Raw genomic sequence first — 15,778 nt, 5'->3', positions numbered from 1 at the left:
AAACCATAAAGGGGCAAAAGCTTTTAGCCAGATGAACAGTTCAATGGTCGTAAAGATTGGCATTGTGGCAACTGTGACCGTTGGCGGCATGGATGCCGCCGTCGAGCCCTCAGGGATGAGTTTATGGCGTGTCACAGTGGAAACAATGACAATTCATCCTGTACACCTGACGACAAACTTATCTAGTTTTGGGGCAATATCTTTTAGCCAGATGAACAGTTCAGTGGTCGTTAAGATTGCCACTGTTGCAACAGTGATTGTTGGCGGCATGGATGCTCATTCACATCTATGTGATCGCAACATTCGATTCTTGTAATCAAGAGTCATATACAGCAGATTTTGCTGTCGAGCCTATAGGGCTACTTCTTGTGAAATAAAAGGGCGGCGTGTCACTGGGGAAGCAGTGGCAATGTATATAACGCAATATACGATTCAGCCGCCTTGCTGATTTAGCTAGAAGATTGGCTTTGATGAGTTCAAACAGTCAGGGTTTTAAACTCATTACTCTTGCAAGTTAGAGACTAAACCGCTTGTCCTGCAGCCACGCCAGATGCCCAGGCCCATTGAAAATTAAACCCGCCTAACCAACCACTTACATCCATGACTTCACCGATAAAGTAGAGTCCGGCGACTTTGCTGGCTTCCATGGTTTTGGAAGACAGCTCATTACTATCAACGCCGCCTAACGTCACTTCGGCGGTGCGGTAGCCTTCGGTGCCGTTCATCAATACTGTCCAGTGGTGTATATCATCCACCAGTGTTGCGCGCTCGGCGTGCACTAGCTGATTTAACGCTTTATTCAACAGGGCTTCATCGAATAACACTTCCACCAGCCGTTTAGGCAACCATTGGCTGAGGGTGTTGCGCAGGCTTTGTTTTGGATGTGCGGCGAGCTGTTGCTCTAGCAATTGCGCCAAATCCATATTCGGCAAAAGATCGATTTCTATGGTTTCGCCCGCTTTCCAATAGTTGGAAATCTGCAAAATTGCGGGGCCAGATAAGCCACGGTGAGTGAATAGCAGCGCTTCGCTAAATGCAGTGCCATCTTTGGCGGTAATGCGGCTCGGCACTGCGATGCCAGACAAAGGCTCGAAACGAATTTTATCTTCACTGTGCCATGTAAAAGGCACCAGACCCGCGTGAGTTGGCAATACTTTGAGGCCAAACTGCTCGGCCAGTTGATAACCGTAAGGCGTGGCGCCGAGTTTAGGCATGGATAAGCCGCCCGTGGCGATAACCAGTGAGTCGCAGCTCAGTTCGCCGTTAGAGGTGTTGAGCTCAAAGCGCCCTGCTTCGGTCTTTTTAACGGCCAGAATATCGGTGCGCAGCTTAATGGTCACGCCCGCCCATTCACACTCGGTCAATAGCATAGTGACTATCTCTTTAGCCGAGTCATTGCAAAACAGTTGGCCGTGATCGCGTTCATGGTATTCAATGCCGTGACGCTCGACCATTTCAATAAACTGCTGCGACGTATAACGCGCGAGTGCCGACTTAACAAAGTGGGGATTGCCACAGAGGAAGTTAGCGGGCTCGACTTTAAGGTTGGTAAAGTTACAACGCCCGCCGCCGCTGATGAGGATTTTACGCCCAGCTTGCTTGGCATTGTCGAGTACGAGAACATCACGGCCTCGGTAACCTGCGGTCGCTGCACACATCAATCCCGCGGCGCCGGCTCCGATAATAATGACATCATGATGTTTCACGCTCTTACTCCACACAGATAAATTGATTGGTATTGGCTGCCAACGGGCAATTTGATGACTTGCGAACCTTTAGCAAGTAAGTCATGCAACAGCTAAACGGAGCAAAGATAAGCTCAAACGTTAGGCACAAAAAAGGGCGCTATTTTAGCACCCTTTCTTTTATTCGGCATTACAGCATCATCACGGCTCGCGGTTTATTGCGTAGGCGTTTCTGATTTCTTTTCTCTGCTGAGCAGCTCTTTAGCAGCATCAACCGGCGCTTTGCCTTGATACAATACTTGGTAGATCTGCTCAGTGATCGGCATTTCAACCCCGAGGCGTTTCGCAAGTGTAAACACTTCTTTGGTATTGCGATAACCTTCAACCACTTGGCCAATTTCAGCCTGTGCTGTCATCACATCGCTGCCTTTACCTAAGGCTAAACCGAAACGACGGTTACGGGATTGGTTGTCGGTACAGGTCAACACTAAGTCGCCTAACCCCGCCATGCCCATAAAAGTGGCCGCATTGGCACCTAAGGCTTCGCCTAAACGCGTCAATTCGACTAAACCACGGGTAATCAAGGCTGTTCTGGCATTGGCACCAAAGCCGATACCGTCGGACATGCCCGCGCCAATCGCGATCACGTTCTTTACCGCGCCGCCAAGTTGCAGTCCGGTAAAGTCGTCGTTGGCGTAAACCCGCAAACGTTTAGGGCTGTGTAACAGCTCGACGAGATCATTAGTGAACGTAGGACAAGTGCCCGCAACCGAAATGGCCGTAGGTAAACCCATGGCGAGTTCTTTCGCGAAGGTCGGCCCAGATAACACCGCCAGCGGATATTGCTCACCTAACACATCACGTGCCACATCTTGCAGCAAACGTCCGGTTTCAGGCTCGAGCCCTTTCGTTGCCCATACGATGCGCGCATCGCTACGGAGTAACGGTTTAGCTTGCTCAAGCACAGTACCAAACACATGGCTTGGCACGACCACTAACACATTGTTGCTGGCGGCTAAGGCTTTAGCTAAATCGGCTTCGATCTGTAAACAATCAGGAAACGCAATACCAGGCAAAAACGCTTGGTTGCACTTGTCTTGAGCGAGCGTTTGCATGTGGACAGGATCGTGTCCCCATAACAAGGTCTTATGACCGTTGCTGGCTAAAGAAATGGCAAGGGCGGAGCCATAAGAGCCCGCCCCTAATACCGTGATATCGGCAGAGTTTTTCATGTAATTAAGCGTTAGCTTCTTCGGCAGCTGGTGCAGTCGCAGCAGCTTGACGTTGTTGCACGTATTGGGCAAACAGCGCGTCGAAGTTAACAGGTGCTAAGTTCAGTTGTGGGAAAGTACCACGACCAACTAAGCTGCCCACGGTTTCGCGAGCATATGGGAATAGGATGTTAGGGCAGTATGCACCTAATGAATGGGCCAATTGTGGCTCAGTCAAACCAGTGATAGAGAAGATACCGGCTTGTTGTACTTCACATAGGAAAGCGGTATCGCCACCGTTTTGTGCCGTCACAGTTAAAGACAGGACAACTTCATACACATCGTCAGCTAATTTAGCGCTGCGCGTGTCTAAATCTAACTTAACTTCTGGGTTCCATTCTTTTTGGAATACCGCTGGGCTGTTAGGCGTTTCGAAAGACACATCTTTAGTATAAACACGTTGGATGTTGAATTGTGGGGCTTGTTGTTCGTTGTTTGCTACTTCAGCCATAATTTCCTACCTATCCTATCAATGTTGTATCGGCTTTTCGTTGAAAGCCAATTATTATTTGAAAGCCAATTACTATTTGAACGTAAATTGGCTCGGGGCTTATGTTACTCAAGGCCTATATCAGATCTCAGTATCATCCCAACTTGTACCCATATTCGGGTATCGATCGAACCAGTCTAAAAACTTACATTAAGCCCTTAGCGACCGTAGGATCAGTATGCCAAACAATGATGACTTTATTACTGCACTATCCCGTGGATTGAGTGCAGCTTAAATCATAACTGCCGCCGACAACTTATCTTTTGCTTTTTGAAACAGGCATATTTGCTGCCTGCCATTCACCCATACCACCTTTCAAGTTGTACAGGTTTTCAAAACCTTGCTTACTCAAAAGCTGAGCGGCTTGAGACGAGGTCATGCCAGCATTGCATACCAATATAATGGGACTGGCTTTATACTTTTCAAGGGCTGATATCTGATTATTTTTAATATCGGCGAGCGTAACGTTAAGTGCATCAACAATATGGCCCTTGCGGAACTCGTCATTCGAGCGCACATCAACCACTTTAGCATCCTGTCTATTCACCATAATCGTTAATTCTTGATGAGAAATACTTTTGATTTTTGACATGCTCGATTTGATGATACTCGCGACAAGCACAACAAATAATCCCACCCAAGCCAGACTGAGCATTGAGTGAGCTTTAAAAAATTCGATATATTCTTGCATGATGATTGCCCGCATAAATGGCGAAAATTCGATAAGGGCACAGAGTATACCGATTGCCTTGGCAGAATGCAGCAGTTTAGTCACAGTTCGAGATCGCACTTTTAGTGCAATTGACTCTGTACTTGTCACAAGCCACTCACAGAATCGGGCGAATTAGTGATTCGATGACCTTAATCGGGGTAAAGCGCTTTTTCATACCCCGCTAACGTAGTAATATTTGACCAATTTCAGATTTCTATCGCTTCTATAAAACTTAAAGGTATCACTATGACGACAGCTAAACGTCCGCTCGCGTTGTTGATCCTCGATGGCTGGGGCTACCGTGAAAACACGCATAATAATGCGATTTTCCACGCCAAGACTCCGGTACTCGACCGTCTCAACGCTAAATATCCCCATAGTTTGATTTCAGGTTCTGGCTTAGATGTTGGCTTACCTGATGGCCAGATGGGAAATTCTGAAGTTGGCCATATTAACTTAGGCTCTGGCCGTGTAGTTTATCAAGAACTCACTCGTATCAGTAAAGCCATTGCAGATCATGAGTTTGAAAAAAATCCTGCACTATGTGATGCGGTAGACTCAGCCATCAAAGCTGGCGGAGCTGTGCACATTATGGGCTTGCTTTCCCCCGGTGGCGTCCACAGCCATGAAGAGCATATCGAAGCTATGTGTCGTATGGCCGTTGCGCGCGGTGCAACTCAGGTTTATCTGCACGCTTTCCTCGACGGACGCGATACGCCACCGCGCAGCGCTAAGGGTAGCTTGAGCCATTTTGATGATCTGTTTACTACATTAGGCCATGGCCGTATCGCATCGATTATTGGTCGTTACTTTGCTATGGACAGGGATAATCGTTGGGATCGCGTGTCGCAAGCCTACGATTTAATCACCCAAGGCAAGTCAAAATTCCAATACGACAATGCCGTTACAGCATTGGAAGCGGCTTACGAACGTAACGAAAACGACGAATTCGTTTCTTCATCGGCGATCACAGATGCCAACGGTCAAGTTGCGACCTTAAAAGACGGCGATGCCCTGATTTTTATGAACTTCCGTGCTGACCGCGCCCGTCAAATCACCCGTAGCTTTATTCACCCAGACTTCGATGGTTTCGAACGCGCTGTTATGCCGAAAATGCACTTCGTCACTTTGACTGAGTATGCTGGCGACATCACAGCACCTATCGCTTATCCATCTGAAAACTTAGTGAATACTTTAGGTGAAGTGCTGCAGAAACAAGGTCGTACTCAGCTGCGTATCTCTGAAACTGAGAAATACGCCCATGTGACTTTCTTCTTTAACGGCGGTAAAGAAGAGCCATTCGAGGGAGAAGATCGCATCCTAATCAACTCGCCTAAAGTGGCAACTTACGATCTACAGCCTGAGATGAGTTCAGCTGAGCTGACTGACAAGTTAGTTGCAGCAATTGAATCAACCAAGTACGACGTGATCATCTGTAACTACCCCAATGGTGACATGGTTGGCCACACGGGTAATTTCGATGCCGCCGTTAAAGCTTGTGAAGCTGTCGACGCTTGTATCGGCCGTGTGGTTGATGCGCTGGCGAAAGTGGGCGGAGAATGTATTATTACCGCCGACCACGGCAATGCCGAGCAAATGACCGACGAAACCACAGGTCAGGCTCACACGGCCCACACCAGTGAACTTGTGCCTTTCGTCTTTGTTGGACGCGATGCGACCATAGATGAAGGTGGTAAACTCAGCGATGTTGCACCTACCATCTTGACCTTGATCGGCGAAGCCATTCCAGCTGAGATGACGGGCAAACCCTTAATCCACATAAAAGAGTAACCGTTACCTAGTGAGCACTCGACTCCTTGTTAAAGCCAGCATTATTGCTGGCTTTATGATGTTATCTTTCTCGGCACACGCTTCTGATTTGGAGAAGCGTAAGTCCGAGTTAAAATCAATCCAAACGCAAATAAATCAACAACAAAGCGCATTAAAAACCACCAGTAAACAAAGAGAAAAACTGCTGTCATTGCTGCGTAGCGATGAAGAAGCGATTGCGTCAGCTGCCAAAAAAGTCAACAGCACCAAAAATAGCTTAGCGCAAATCGACACTAAACTTGCCGAGCTAAAACAACGTCAAGATGAGTTAGAAACGCTTAAAGTGACTCAACAACAAACACTGTCGAAACAGCTGTCGAGCGCCTATCTTGCCGGTAATCACGATTACACTAAGATGATGCTTAATCAGCAAAGTCCCGCCACTATCGAGCGTATGTTGGCTTATTACCAATACCTCAATAAAGCGCGGATGAAGTCGATCAACGAATTAAAGCAAACCTTGACCGAGCTAGATGAGATCAAGGTGTCGCAAACGAGTAAGCAAAAGCAATTAACGAAACTCGTGGCCGAACAACAAGTACAAGCTAAACGTTTGAGCCAAGAGCAAGATCAGCGTCAACTGACCATCAAAGAGCTGCAACGCACCTTAAATTCTAAGGGTGCAGAGCTCGAACAGTTGCAAATTGAAGAGGCCAGCTTAAAGCGTGTCGTTGAACAAGCGCTGCGGGCCATGAAAGATAACCCCTCGATGGAAGGCTTTGGTAAACAAAGTGGCAAACTTAAATGGCCGACAAAAGGTCGTGTGAGTGCTAGCTTTGGTAGCCAACGCTCCGGTCAAGTAGTATGGAAAGGCACTATGTTGTCTGCACCAGAAGGGCAAAATATTCGAGCCGTTTCAGGTGGTAAAGTCATTTATGCCGACTGGTTACGCGGTTTTGGTCTTGTTATGGTCATCGATCACGGTAAAGGTTATATGAGTCTTTACGGTCACGCTCAAACCCTACTAAAAAGCCCTGGTGAGATGGTAAAAAGCGGTGAAGCGATTGCTTTAGTCGGACGTTCAGGTGGACAGAGCGAGCCTGGCCTATACTTTGAAATAAGGCACAAAGGGCAAGCCGTCGATCCAGCGAAATACTGTCGCTAATCAAAACGGTCCCCTTATCACAGGGGACCGTTATGAAATACATGATCCGCTATATCAGTTGCGTTGGATTAGGTCTCACTTTAGGCCTATCCATCAGCCTCTCCAGCCAAGAGAACGCGAAATCCTACCGCGACAACTTTGACTATCCATTACTACAAGATGTACTTGAAACGGTTGAAACTTACTATATCAAAACTGTTCCCAAAGAAGAGCTCGTGCAGGCCGCCATCAAAGGCATTTTTGAACATCTCGACCCCTATTCCAGCTTCTTGAATCATCAAGAATTACTCGATCTTAAAGATTCGAATCGCGGCGAGTATTTTGGTTTCGGTTTCGAAGTCGCGGCCCAAAAAGACCACATCAGCATCATAGCCCCCTTTGCCCATTCTCCCGCAGAGCAAGCGGGAATACGTGCGGGCGATATTATTATTAAACTTAACGACACCCTGGCGACTGAAACGAATCTAGCCGATATCCTTACTGAAATAAAAAGACATAGTCTCAATAATCAAAGTATTAACTTAGAGCTAAAACACAGTAATGACGATGCCACCTTTAAAGTGTCACTCAAGCCAAGCAATATCACTATAGAGTCGGTCAGCACTCAACTGCTTGATGGCAATATTGGCTATGTCAGATTAAGCAACTTCCAAGAAAACTCTACCGAAGATATGGTGCGCTCGCTCAGCCAATGGCAAAACAAACCACTCACAGGACTTATCTTAGATCTACGTAATAATCCCGGCGGCCTACTCGACCAAGCGGTTAAAATTGCGGATCTATTTCTCGCCAAAGGACGCATAGTCTCGACCTCTGGCCGCTTCTTCGACGCCAACTCTGACTACTATGCCTCACCGCAAACCATGCTGACTAACGTGCCTATGCTAGTGTTAATCAACAAAGGCTCGGCCTCTGCATCCGAAGTTCTCGCCGCCGCATTACAAGAAAATGGTCGTGCCAAACTCTTAGGTGAGACCAGTTTTGGCAAAGGTACAGTACAAAGCCTGATCCCCATCTTAGAAGATGGTAACGCGATTAAACTCACAATTGCCCAGTACAATACTCCTAGAGGTGAAAATATTCATAACATAGGGATCATCCCTGACATAAAAATTGCCGCCGAAACTGGTTCCGGCGTTGGTAATTTAGCTATAATCGACGCCCTATCAGCCCATGCATCACTGGCCCAAGATCATCAAGTGACCTCTGCCATTGCATGGATACAGCACCATGACGAATAAGAAGAAATTGTGCGCTTACTTTATTCCTTGGCCCTATTGGCCCTAAGCATTTCTCAAAGCTATGCAGCCCAGCTTGCACTCATTATTGATGACATAGGTTATCGTCATACAGATAAAGCCGTACTGGCACTGCCCAATACAGTAACACTCGCTGTATTACCCCATACCCCACTTGGCAAAGAACTCGCTAACGCAGGACACCAAAAAGGCCACGAAATTATGCTACATCTTCCCATGCAGGCGCTTAATGGTAAGACATTAGGGCTGGGGGGGTTAACCAATACGATGACTGAGGCACAAATTCGCACCAGTGTTATTGATGCGATTAACAGCGTTCCCTTTGCCAAAGGTGCCAATAACCACATGGGGAGTCTATTAACTCAACTAGACGATCCCATGCTCTGGGTCATGGAAACACTCAAACAAAAGCAGCTGTATTTTGTCGATAGTATGACAACACGATTCACTAAGGCAGGGGATAACGCAGATAAGCTAGGCATTCCTTTACTAAAACGCCAACTGTTTCTAGACAATGATACTAGTGCCAATGCACTCGAGAGACAATTTAACTTAATGATAAGTCAGGCACATACCCAAGGTAGCTTGGTGGCGATTGCCCATCCTTATCCAGAAACTATGCGCTTCTTAGAGGCTAACCTACACAGACTTAAAACCGAGGGGATTGATCTAGTGCCAGCATCGAGTTTGCTCCCCATCGGTATTGCACTTAAAAGTGGTACTAATCCAGTTGCAGCACTGAAATAGAAAAGTCTGGCAGCAAGGCGACTAACTCATCACGGTTACTCACAATATCCAGCAAAGTATATTGATCCAGCACATTCAAATAAGCTTCAACAGCCTGGGCTAACACGCCTTTAAGCTTACATGCTGGTGTAAATCGGCAGTAAGGTTTGCTGCAATCAATCGGGGCGAGTGAGTTTTCTAATACTCGAACTAACTGGCCTAGGTTAATCTCACTCGCAGGCTTACCCAAACGGAAACCGCCCATCTTACCGCGGATGGTTTCAAGGTAACCCATCTTGCCTAAATGATGCACTATCTTAGAGACATGATTTGGTGACAGATCAAATACCTGCGTAATTTCAGCAATCCTAAATAAAGTTGTTCTATCTGGCTGAACCGCTAAATACATCAGGGTACGAACGCCAAAATCGGTATAACGAGTTAACTGCATATTTCACCTGTCAGCGATAAACTTAATGAGAGGTCTGAGATTCGAGTTGGGTAATCAACCAAAGCGCCTCTTCGTTCGAATGACCACAAACATCTTCAGATGCATCGAAATCACTACAAACCGCAGGACGATCAGGCGAGCCGAAAATCAAACATAAATTGGCATCGCTCAATTGCACACAACGCTCACCCGCCGCCTTACCCTTTGGCATACCCGGAATACTGCTGCTTATTGAAGGCGCAATACAACAAGCACCACACCCAAGACGACAATTCATTTTCGTTACTCATGAAAGACATAAAGCATTATACCGTTTAATTTGTCCGAGATCAGTGTCACAGGTCAATACTGCCAAGTCGCGCACAGGAGGTTTTCAGAACGTGAAAGAAACAATATTGATAAAGTGGAATAAAGATCGGCAAAAAGTAGGTTTTGATTTTTAACATTGAAGCGAAAGCTTCATATTCTGATAAGGATTTCATCTACATGATGCCCGACTATGACGATAACCACATACTTCGAGCCCGAAGCATGTGCGTCACTGACACGAATTATCCACGACACCATAACGAAAAAAGCCTCATCTTTCGATGAGGCTTATCTCTTAATGTTGGCGGAGCGGACGGGACTCGAACCCGCGACCCCCGGCGTGACAGGCCGGTATTCTAACCAACTGAACTACCGCTCCTTTAGCTTAACGTCTACACGTTAACCTAAATTAGGCGCTTGGCGATGACCTACTCTCACATGGGGAGACCCCACACTACCATCGGCGCGTTTGCGTTTCACTTCTGAGTTCGGGATGGGATCAGGTGGTTCCACAAGGCTATTGTCACCAAGCAAATTCTGTTTATTACCGTGTCCATCTCTGGCTCACGTTAATAATAATTCGGAAAGCTGATTTTCTGTTGAGTCTTTAACTTTATCAAGTATCTGTATTCTGTCTAAGGCTTTTCGTACGACCTCCATGGAAGGAGGAAGTGCTAGAAAATGTCTGGAACATTTTCAGTAAAACCCATCTGGGTTGTATGGTTAAGCCTCTCGAGTCATTAGTACATGTTAGCTCAACGCCTCACAACGCTTACACACCATGCCTATCAACGTCCTAGTCTCGAACGGCTCTTTAGAGGAATTAAATTCCTAGGGATGACTCATCTTAGGGCTCGCTTCCCGCTTAGATGCTTTCAGCGGTTATCGATTCCGAACGTAGCTACCGGGCAATGCCATTGGCATGACAACCCGAACACCAGCGGTTCGTCCACTCCGGTCCTCTCGTACTAGGAGCAGCTCCCTTCAATCATCCAACGCCCACGGCAGATAGGGACCGAACTGTCTCACGACGTTCTGAACCCAGCTCGCGTACCACTTTAAATGGCGAACAGCCATACCCTTGGGACCGACTTCAGCCCCAGGATGTGATGAGCCGACATCGAGGTGCCAAACACCGCCGTCGATATGAACTCTTGGGCGGTATCAGCCTGTTATCCCCGGAGTACCTTTTATCCGTTGAGCGATGGCCCTTCCATTCAGAACCACCGGATCACTATGACCTACTTTTCGTACCTGCTCGACGTGTATGTCTCGCAGTTAAGCTGGCTTATGCCATTGCACTAACCGTACGATGTCCGACCGTACTTAGCCAACCTTCGTGCTCCTCCGTTACTCTTTGGGAGGAGACCGCCCCAGTCAAACTACCCACCAGGCACTGTCCCTAATCCCGATAAGGGACCTAGGTTAGAACATCAAAACTACAAGGGTGGTATTTCAAGGACGACTCCATCATGACTGGCGTCACAACTTCAAAGTCTCCCACCTATCCTACACATGTAGGTTCAATGTTCAGTGCCAAGCTATAGTAAAGGTTCACGGGGTCTTTCCGTCTAGCCGCGGGTATACGGCATCTTCACCGCAATTTCAACTTCACTGAGTCTCGGCTGGAGACAGCGTGGCCATCATTACGCCATTCGTGCAGGTCGGAACTTACCCGACAAGGAATTTCGCTACCTTAGGACCGTTATAGTTACGGCCGCCGTTTACCGGGGCTTCGATCATGAGCTTCTCTTGCGATAACCCAATCAATTAACCTTCCGGCACCGGGCAGGCGTCACACCGTATACTTCCTCTTGCGAGTTTGCACAGTGCTGTGTTTTTGATAAACAGTTGCAGCCACCCTGGTATCTGCGACTCCCGTCAGCTTAGAGAGCAAGTCTCATCACCAACAGGAGCGTACCTTCTCCCGAAGTTACGGTACCATTTTGCCTAGTTCCTTCAGCCGAGTTCTCTCAAGCGCCTTGGTATTCTCTACCCGACCACCTGTGTCGGTTTGGGTACGATTCCCACTAACCTGAAGCTTAGAAGATTTTCCTGGAAGCATGGCATCAACTACTTCAGTCCCTTAGGACCTCGTCATCAGCTCTCAGTGTGTACATTAAAGTACGTGTCCCCGGATTTGCCTAAGAACACCACCTACCACCTTAAACGCGGACTACCAACGCCGCGCTAGCCTAGCCTTCTCCGTCTCTCCATCGCAGTTAGCGGAAGTACAGAAATATTAATCTGTTTCCCATCGATTACGCCTTTCGGCCTCACCTTAGGGGTCGACTCACCCTGCCCCGATTAACGTTGGACAGGAACCCTTGGTCTTTCGGCGAGGGGGTTTTCACCCCCTTTATCGTTACTCATGTCAGCATTCGCACTTCTGATACCTCCAGCGTGGGTTACCCCTTCACCTTCAACGGCTTACAGAACGCTCCTCTACCGCGCACAGTAAACTGTGCACCCGTAGCTTCGGTGACTAGCTTAGCCCCGTTACATCTTCCGCGCAGGCCGACTCGACTAGTGAGCTATTACGCTTTCTTTAAATGATGGCTGCTTCTAAGCCAACATCCTAGCTGTCTAAGCCTTCCCACATCGTTTCCCACTTAGCTAGTACTTTGGGACCTTAGCTGACGGTCTGGGTTGTTTCCCTTTTTGACGACGGACGTTAGCACCCGCCGTCTGTCTCCCGAGTAGTACTCATTGGTATTCGGAGTTTGCAAAGGGTTGGTAAGTCGGGATGACCCCCTAGCCTTAACAGTGCTCTACCCCCAATGGTATTCGCTCGAGGCGCTACCTAAATAGCTTTCGAGGAGAACCAGATATCTCCCGGTTTGATTGGCCTTTCACCCCCCAGCCACAAGTCATCCGCTAATTTTTTCAACATTAGTCGGTTCGGTCCTCCAGTTGATGTTACTCAACCTTCAACCTGCCCATGGCTAGATCACCGGGTTTCGGGTCTACACCTTGCAACTAAACGCGCAGTTAACACTCGGTTTCCCTACGGCTCCGCTATTCGCTTAACCTCGCTACAAAATGTAAGTCGCTGACCCATTATACAAAAGGTACGCAGTCACGGTCTCAAGAACCGCTCCCACTGCTTGTACGTATACGGTTTTAGGTTCTATTTCACTCCCCTCACAGGGGTTCTTTTCGCCTTTCCCTCACGGTACTGGTTCACTATCGGTCAGTCAGGAGTATTTAGCCTTGGAGGATGGTCCCCCCATATTCAAACAGGATGTCACGTGTCCCGCCTTACTCGTTTTCATCAATGGTTAGTTTTCATGTACGGGGCTATCACCCTGTGCCGCTGCGCTTTCCAACGCATTCCACTAACACCCCACTGACTTAAGGGCTAATCCCCGTTCGCTCGCCGCTACTAGGGGAATCTCGGTTGATTTCTTTTCCTAAGGGTACTTAGATGTTTCAGTTCCCCTCGTTCGCCTCGCAACACTATGTATTCATGTTGCGATAACAGCTTATGCTGCTGGGTTCCCCCATTCGGACATCGTTAGCTCAAATGCTTGTTACTAGCTCGCCAACGCTTTTCGCAAGTTACTACGTCCTTCATCGCCTCTGACTGCCAAGGCATCCACCGTATACGCTTAGTCGCTTAACCATACAACCCAAATGAGTTTCACTCACCTGAGTCGCATTGCGACCAGCTTGGTTTTACTTGTCTCACTTCTGACCAAAGAAGTGGACGCGCCTTAGACGTAAACTATTCAATAAAGAATAATTTACTTTTGAATATTCAAGACACTTAATAAAGTGTTTGAGAACTCATGTTCAATGCTTTCGCATTAAACGTTTTGTAATTAATCACATGACAGACTCATGCAATTAAATACTATCAGCTTTCCAAATTGTTAAAGAACAATGCGTACCGGCTCGCGGCGCATTTAGCTCTGACTTCTCCTAAGAGAAGCTAAACAAGCAATCTGTGTGAACACTCAACAAACATTAAGTTAGTCGTATAGGTAAGGAGGTGATCCAGCCCCAGGTTCCCCTAGGGCTACCTTGTTACGACTTCACCCCAGTCATGAACCACAAAGTGGTGAGCGCCCCCCCGAAGGTTAAGCTACCCACTTCTTTTGCAGCCCACTCCCATGGTGTGACGGGCGGTGTGTACAAGGCCCGGGAACGTATTCACCGTGGCATTCTGATCCACGATTACTAGCGATTCCGACTTCATGGAGTCGAGTTGCAGACTCCAATCCGGACTACGACGAGCTTTGTGAGATTAGCTCCACCTCGCGGCTTTGCAACCCTCTGTACTCGCCATTGTAGCACGTGTGTAGCCCTACTCGTAAGGGCCATGATGACTTGACGTCGTCCCCACCTTCCTCCGGTTTATCACCGGCAGTCTCCCTAGAGTTCCCACCATTACGTGCTGGCAAATAAGGATAGGGGTTGCGCTCGTTGCGGGACTTAACCCAACATTTCACAACACGAGCTGACGACAGCCATGCAGCACCTGTCTCACGGTTCCCGAAGGCACTAAGCTATCTCTAGCGAATTCCGTGGATGTCAAGAGTAGGTAAGGTTCTTCGCGTTGCATCGAATTAAACCACATGCTCCACCGCTTGTGCGGGCCCCCCGTCAATTCATTTGAGTTTTAACCTTGCGGCCGTACTCCCCGGTGCGGTCTACTTAATGCGTTAGCTTGAGAGCCCAGTGTTCAAGACACCAAACTCCGAGTAGACATCGTTTACGGCGTGGACTACCAGGGTATCTAATCCTGTTTGCTCCCCACGCTTTCGTGCATGAGCGTCAGTCTTTGTCCAAGGGGCCGCCTTCGCCACCGGTATTCCTCCAGATCTCTACGCATTTCACCGCTACACCTGGAATTCTACCCCCCTCTACAAGACTCTAGTTCGCCAGTTCGAAATGCTATTCCTAGGTTGAGCCCAGGGCTTTCACATCTCGCTTAACAAACCGCCTGCGCACGCTTTACGCCCAGTAATTCCGATTAACGCTCGGACCCTCCGTATTACCGCGGCTGCTGGCACGGAGTTAGCCGGTCCTTCTTCTGTAGGTAACGTCACAGATATAGCGTATTAAACTACATCCTTTCCTCCCTACTGAAAGTGCTTTACAACCCGAAGGCCTTCTTCACACACGCGGCATGGCTGCATCAGGGTTTCCCCCATTGTGCAATATTCCCCACTGCTGCCTCCCGTAGGAGTCTGGGCCGTGTCTCAGTCCCAGTGTGGCTGATCATCCTCTCAGAACAGCTAGGGATCGTCGCCTTGGTGAGCCATTACCTCACCAACTAGCTAATCCCACCTAGGTTCATCCAATCGCGGAAGGCCCGAAGGTCCCCTCCTTTCCCCCGTAGGGCGTATGCGGTATTAGCAGTCGTTTCCAACTGTTATCCCCCTCGACTGGGCAGATCCCTAGGCATTACTCACCCGTCCGCCGCTCGCCACCTCAGGAGTAAACTCCCTTGTGCTGCCGCTCGACTTGCATGTGTTAGGCCTGCCGCCAGCGTTCAATCTGAGCCATGATCAAACTCTTCAATTAAAGTTTTGTTGCTTCCGTCTTGCGACTTCAGCGGCTCAATGAATTCTGATTTTTTGTTTCTCGCTAAAAGAAACAAACTGTACATATTACTATGAACACTCATTGTTACATTGATTTAAATTTTTGACTGCCAACCCGAAGGTTAAGCAGTTTCGATTAACTCAACACCTGTGAGTGTCCACACAGATTTCTTGTTTTATCTTGTTAAAGAGCGTTGACCACATACCGTTGCCGGCGGGTCGTGCTGATGCTTCATCAGCTCAGGGTCGTGCATTTTACGCATTTCCCGTTTCGCGTCAAGGAGTTTTTTTACAACTTCTTGCTGCGCTTGAATTAAGTGCTTAAAAGCGACTCAATTCAACCTAACTCGTCAGGCTGCTTAACGCTGTCTGCCGTGTCAGTGGATGC

Annotated in this window: 11 protein-coding genes, 1 tRNA gene and 3 rRNA genes; 5 read left to right on the top strand and 10 right to left on the bottom strand. The window is 48.0% G+C overall.

All coding sequences use genetic code 11. The features are described 5' to 3' along the window. Positions 1-43 precede the first annotated feature (43 nt). The gene (locus tag HQQ92_RS00560; protein WP_251073441.1) at positions 44-316 is read left to right on the top strand and encodes a hypothetical protein; all 273 of its coding nucleotides are present in this window, start codon (positions 44-46) and stop codon (positions 314-316) included. Between the two features lie 205 nt (positions 317-521). On the opposite strand, the gene HQQ92_RS00555 is transcribed toward HQQ92_RS00560, so the two are convergent. The 4 genes from HQQ92_RS00555 to HQQ92_RS00540 form a co-directional block, all read right to left on the bottom strand. Next, entirely contained in the window at positions 522-1,706 is a 1,185-nt protein-coding gene (locus HQQ92_RS00555) for an NAD(P)/FAD-dependent oxidoreductase (protein WP_173242466.1), read from the bottom strand. Positions 1,707-1,900: 194 nt separating this feature from the next. Beyond that, a complete protein-coding gene (gpsA, locus tag HQQ92_RS00550) occupies positions 1,901-2,917 on the bottom strand; it encodes an NAD(P)H-dependent glycerol-3-phosphate dehydrogenase (protein ID WP_173242464.1) in 1,017 nt (338 codons plus the stop codon). A 4-nt stretch (positions 2,918-2,921) separates the two neighbouring features. Then, positions 2,922-3,407, bottom strand: a complete 486-nt coding sequence (gene secB / locus HQQ92_RS00545) for a protein-export chaperone SecB (protein ID WP_006083777.1) — start codon at positions 3,405-3,407, stop codon at positions 2,922-2,924. Between the two features lie 295 nt (positions 3,408-3,702). Then, the gene (locus tag HQQ92_RS00540; protein WP_105253030.1) at positions 3,703-4,137 is read right to left on the bottom strand and encodes a rhodanese-like domain-containing protein; all 435 of its coding nucleotides are present in this window, start codon (positions 4,135-4,137) and stop codon (positions 3,703-3,705) included. Positions 4,138-4,404: 267 nt separating this feature from the next. Here HQQ92_RS00540 and gpmM point away from each other — a divergent pair, with 267 nt between their 5' ends. The 4 genes from gpmM to HQQ92_RS00520 are packed head-to-tail and all read left to right on the top strand — an operon-like array spanning position 4,405 to position 9,099. Beyond that, entirely contained in the window at positions 4,405-5,949 is a 1,545-nt protein-coding gene (gene gpmM, locus HQQ92_RS00535; protein ID WP_105250842.1) for a 2,3-bisphosphoglycerate-independent phosphoglycerate mutase, read from the top strand. Positions 5,950-5,959: 10 nt separating this feature from the next. Next, positions 5,960-7,093 (top strand): murein hydrolase activator EnvC, encoded by a 1,134-nt coding sequence (locus tag HQQ92_RS00530; protein ID WP_113941204.1) that lies wholly within the window; start codon positions 5,960-5,962, stop codon positions 7,091-7,093. A gap of 32 nt (positions 7,094-7,125) precedes the next feature. Then, the gene (locus tag HQQ92_RS00525) at positions 7,126-8,334 is read left to right on the top strand and encodes a S41 family peptidase (protein WP_105250840.1); all 1,209 of its coding nucleotides are present in this window, start codon (positions 7,126-7,128) and stop codon (positions 8,332-8,334) included. A gap of 9 nt (positions 8,335-8,343) precedes the next feature. Then, a complete protein-coding gene (locus HQQ92_RS00520) occupies positions 8,344-9,099 on the top strand; it encodes a divergent polysaccharide deacetylase family protein (protein ID WP_173242462.1) in 756 nt (251 codons plus the stop codon). Here the strand turns inward: HQQ92_RS00520 and HQQ92_RS00515 are convergent. From HQQ92_RS00515 to HQQ92_RS00490, 6 genes are all read right to left on the bottom strand, one after another. Beyond that, on the bottom strand, positions 9,074-9,529 hold the full coding sequence (locus tag HQQ92_RS00515; protein ID WP_105250838.1) for an Rrf2 family transcriptional regulator: 456 nt from the start codon (positions 9,527-9,529) through the stop codon (positions 9,074-9,076). The genes HQQ92_RS00520 and HQQ92_RS00515 overlap by 26 nt on opposite strands. 22 nt (positions 9,530-9,551) lie before the next feature. Beyond that, a complete protein-coding gene (locus HQQ92_RS00510) occupies positions 9,552-9,806 on the bottom strand; it encodes a YkgJ family cysteine cluster protein (RefSeq protein WP_173242460.1) in 255 nt (84 codons plus the stop codon). A gap of 334 nt (positions 9,807-10,140) precedes the next feature. Then, positions 10,141-10,217, bottom strand: a tRNA-Asp gene (locus HQQ92_RS00505). A 36-nt stretch (positions 10,218-10,253) separates the two neighbouring features. Beyond that, a 5S ribosomal RNA gene (rrf, locus tag HQQ92_RS00500) occupies positions 10,254-10,369 on the bottom strand. Between the two features lie 188 nt (positions 10,370-10,557). Then, positions 10,558-13,463: ribosomal RNA gene (locus HQQ92_RS00495) — 23S ribosomal RNA — on the bottom strand. Between the two features lie 362 nt (positions 13,464-13,825). Beyond that, positions 13,826-15,370, bottom strand: a 16S ribosomal RNA gene (locus HQQ92_RS00490). The 16S, 23S and 5S rRNA genes sit together here with 1 tRNA gene alongside, the layout of an rRNA operon. Positions 15,371-15,778: the final 408 nt, after the last annotated feature.

Origin of the sequence: Shewanella sp. DC2-4 (assembly GCF_013248875.1) — a bacterium.
GTDB classification, from domain to species: domain Bacteria; phylum Pseudomonadota; class Gammaproteobacteria; order Enterobacterales; family Shewanellaceae; genus Shewanella; species Shewanella oncorhynchi.
Note: the sequence above shows the minus strand (reverse complement) of the source record. Positions and strands in the feature narration are given on the sequence as shown.

Bases quoted from the DNA above. Each gene is read 5' to 3' on its own strand.
- HQQ92_RS00540 (WP_105253030.1), bottom strand. From the start codon at position 4,137: ATGCAAGAATATATCGAATTTTTTAAAGCTCACTCAATGCTCAGTCTG.
- HQQ92_RS00525 (WP_105250840.1), top strand. From the start codon at position 7,126: ATGAAATACATGATCCGCTATATCAGTTGCGTTGGATTAGGTCTCACT.
- gpsA (WP_173242464.1), bottom strand. From the start codon at position 2,917: ATGAAAAACTCTGCCGATATCACGGTATTAGGGGCGGGCTCTTATGGC.
- HQQ92_RS00515 (WP_105250838.1), bottom strand. From the start codon at position 9,529: ATGCAGTTAACTCGTTATACCGATTTTGGCGTTCGTACCCTGATGTAT.
- HQQ92_RS00510 (WP_173242460.1), bottom strand. From the start codon at position 9,806: ATGAATTGTCGTCTTGGGTGTGGTGCTTGTTGTATTGCGCCTTCAATA.
- secB (WP_006083777.1), bottom strand. From the start codon at position 3,407: ATGGCTGAAGTAGCAAACAACGAACAACAAGCCCCACAATTCAACATC.
- gpmM (WP_105250842.1), top strand. From the start codon at position 4,405: ATGACGACAGCTAAACGTCCGCTCGCGTTGTTGATCCTCGATGGCTGG.
- HQQ92_RS00560 (WP_251073441.1), top strand. From the start codon at position 44: ATGGTCGTAAAGATTGGCATTGTGGCAACTGTGACCGTTGGCGGCATG.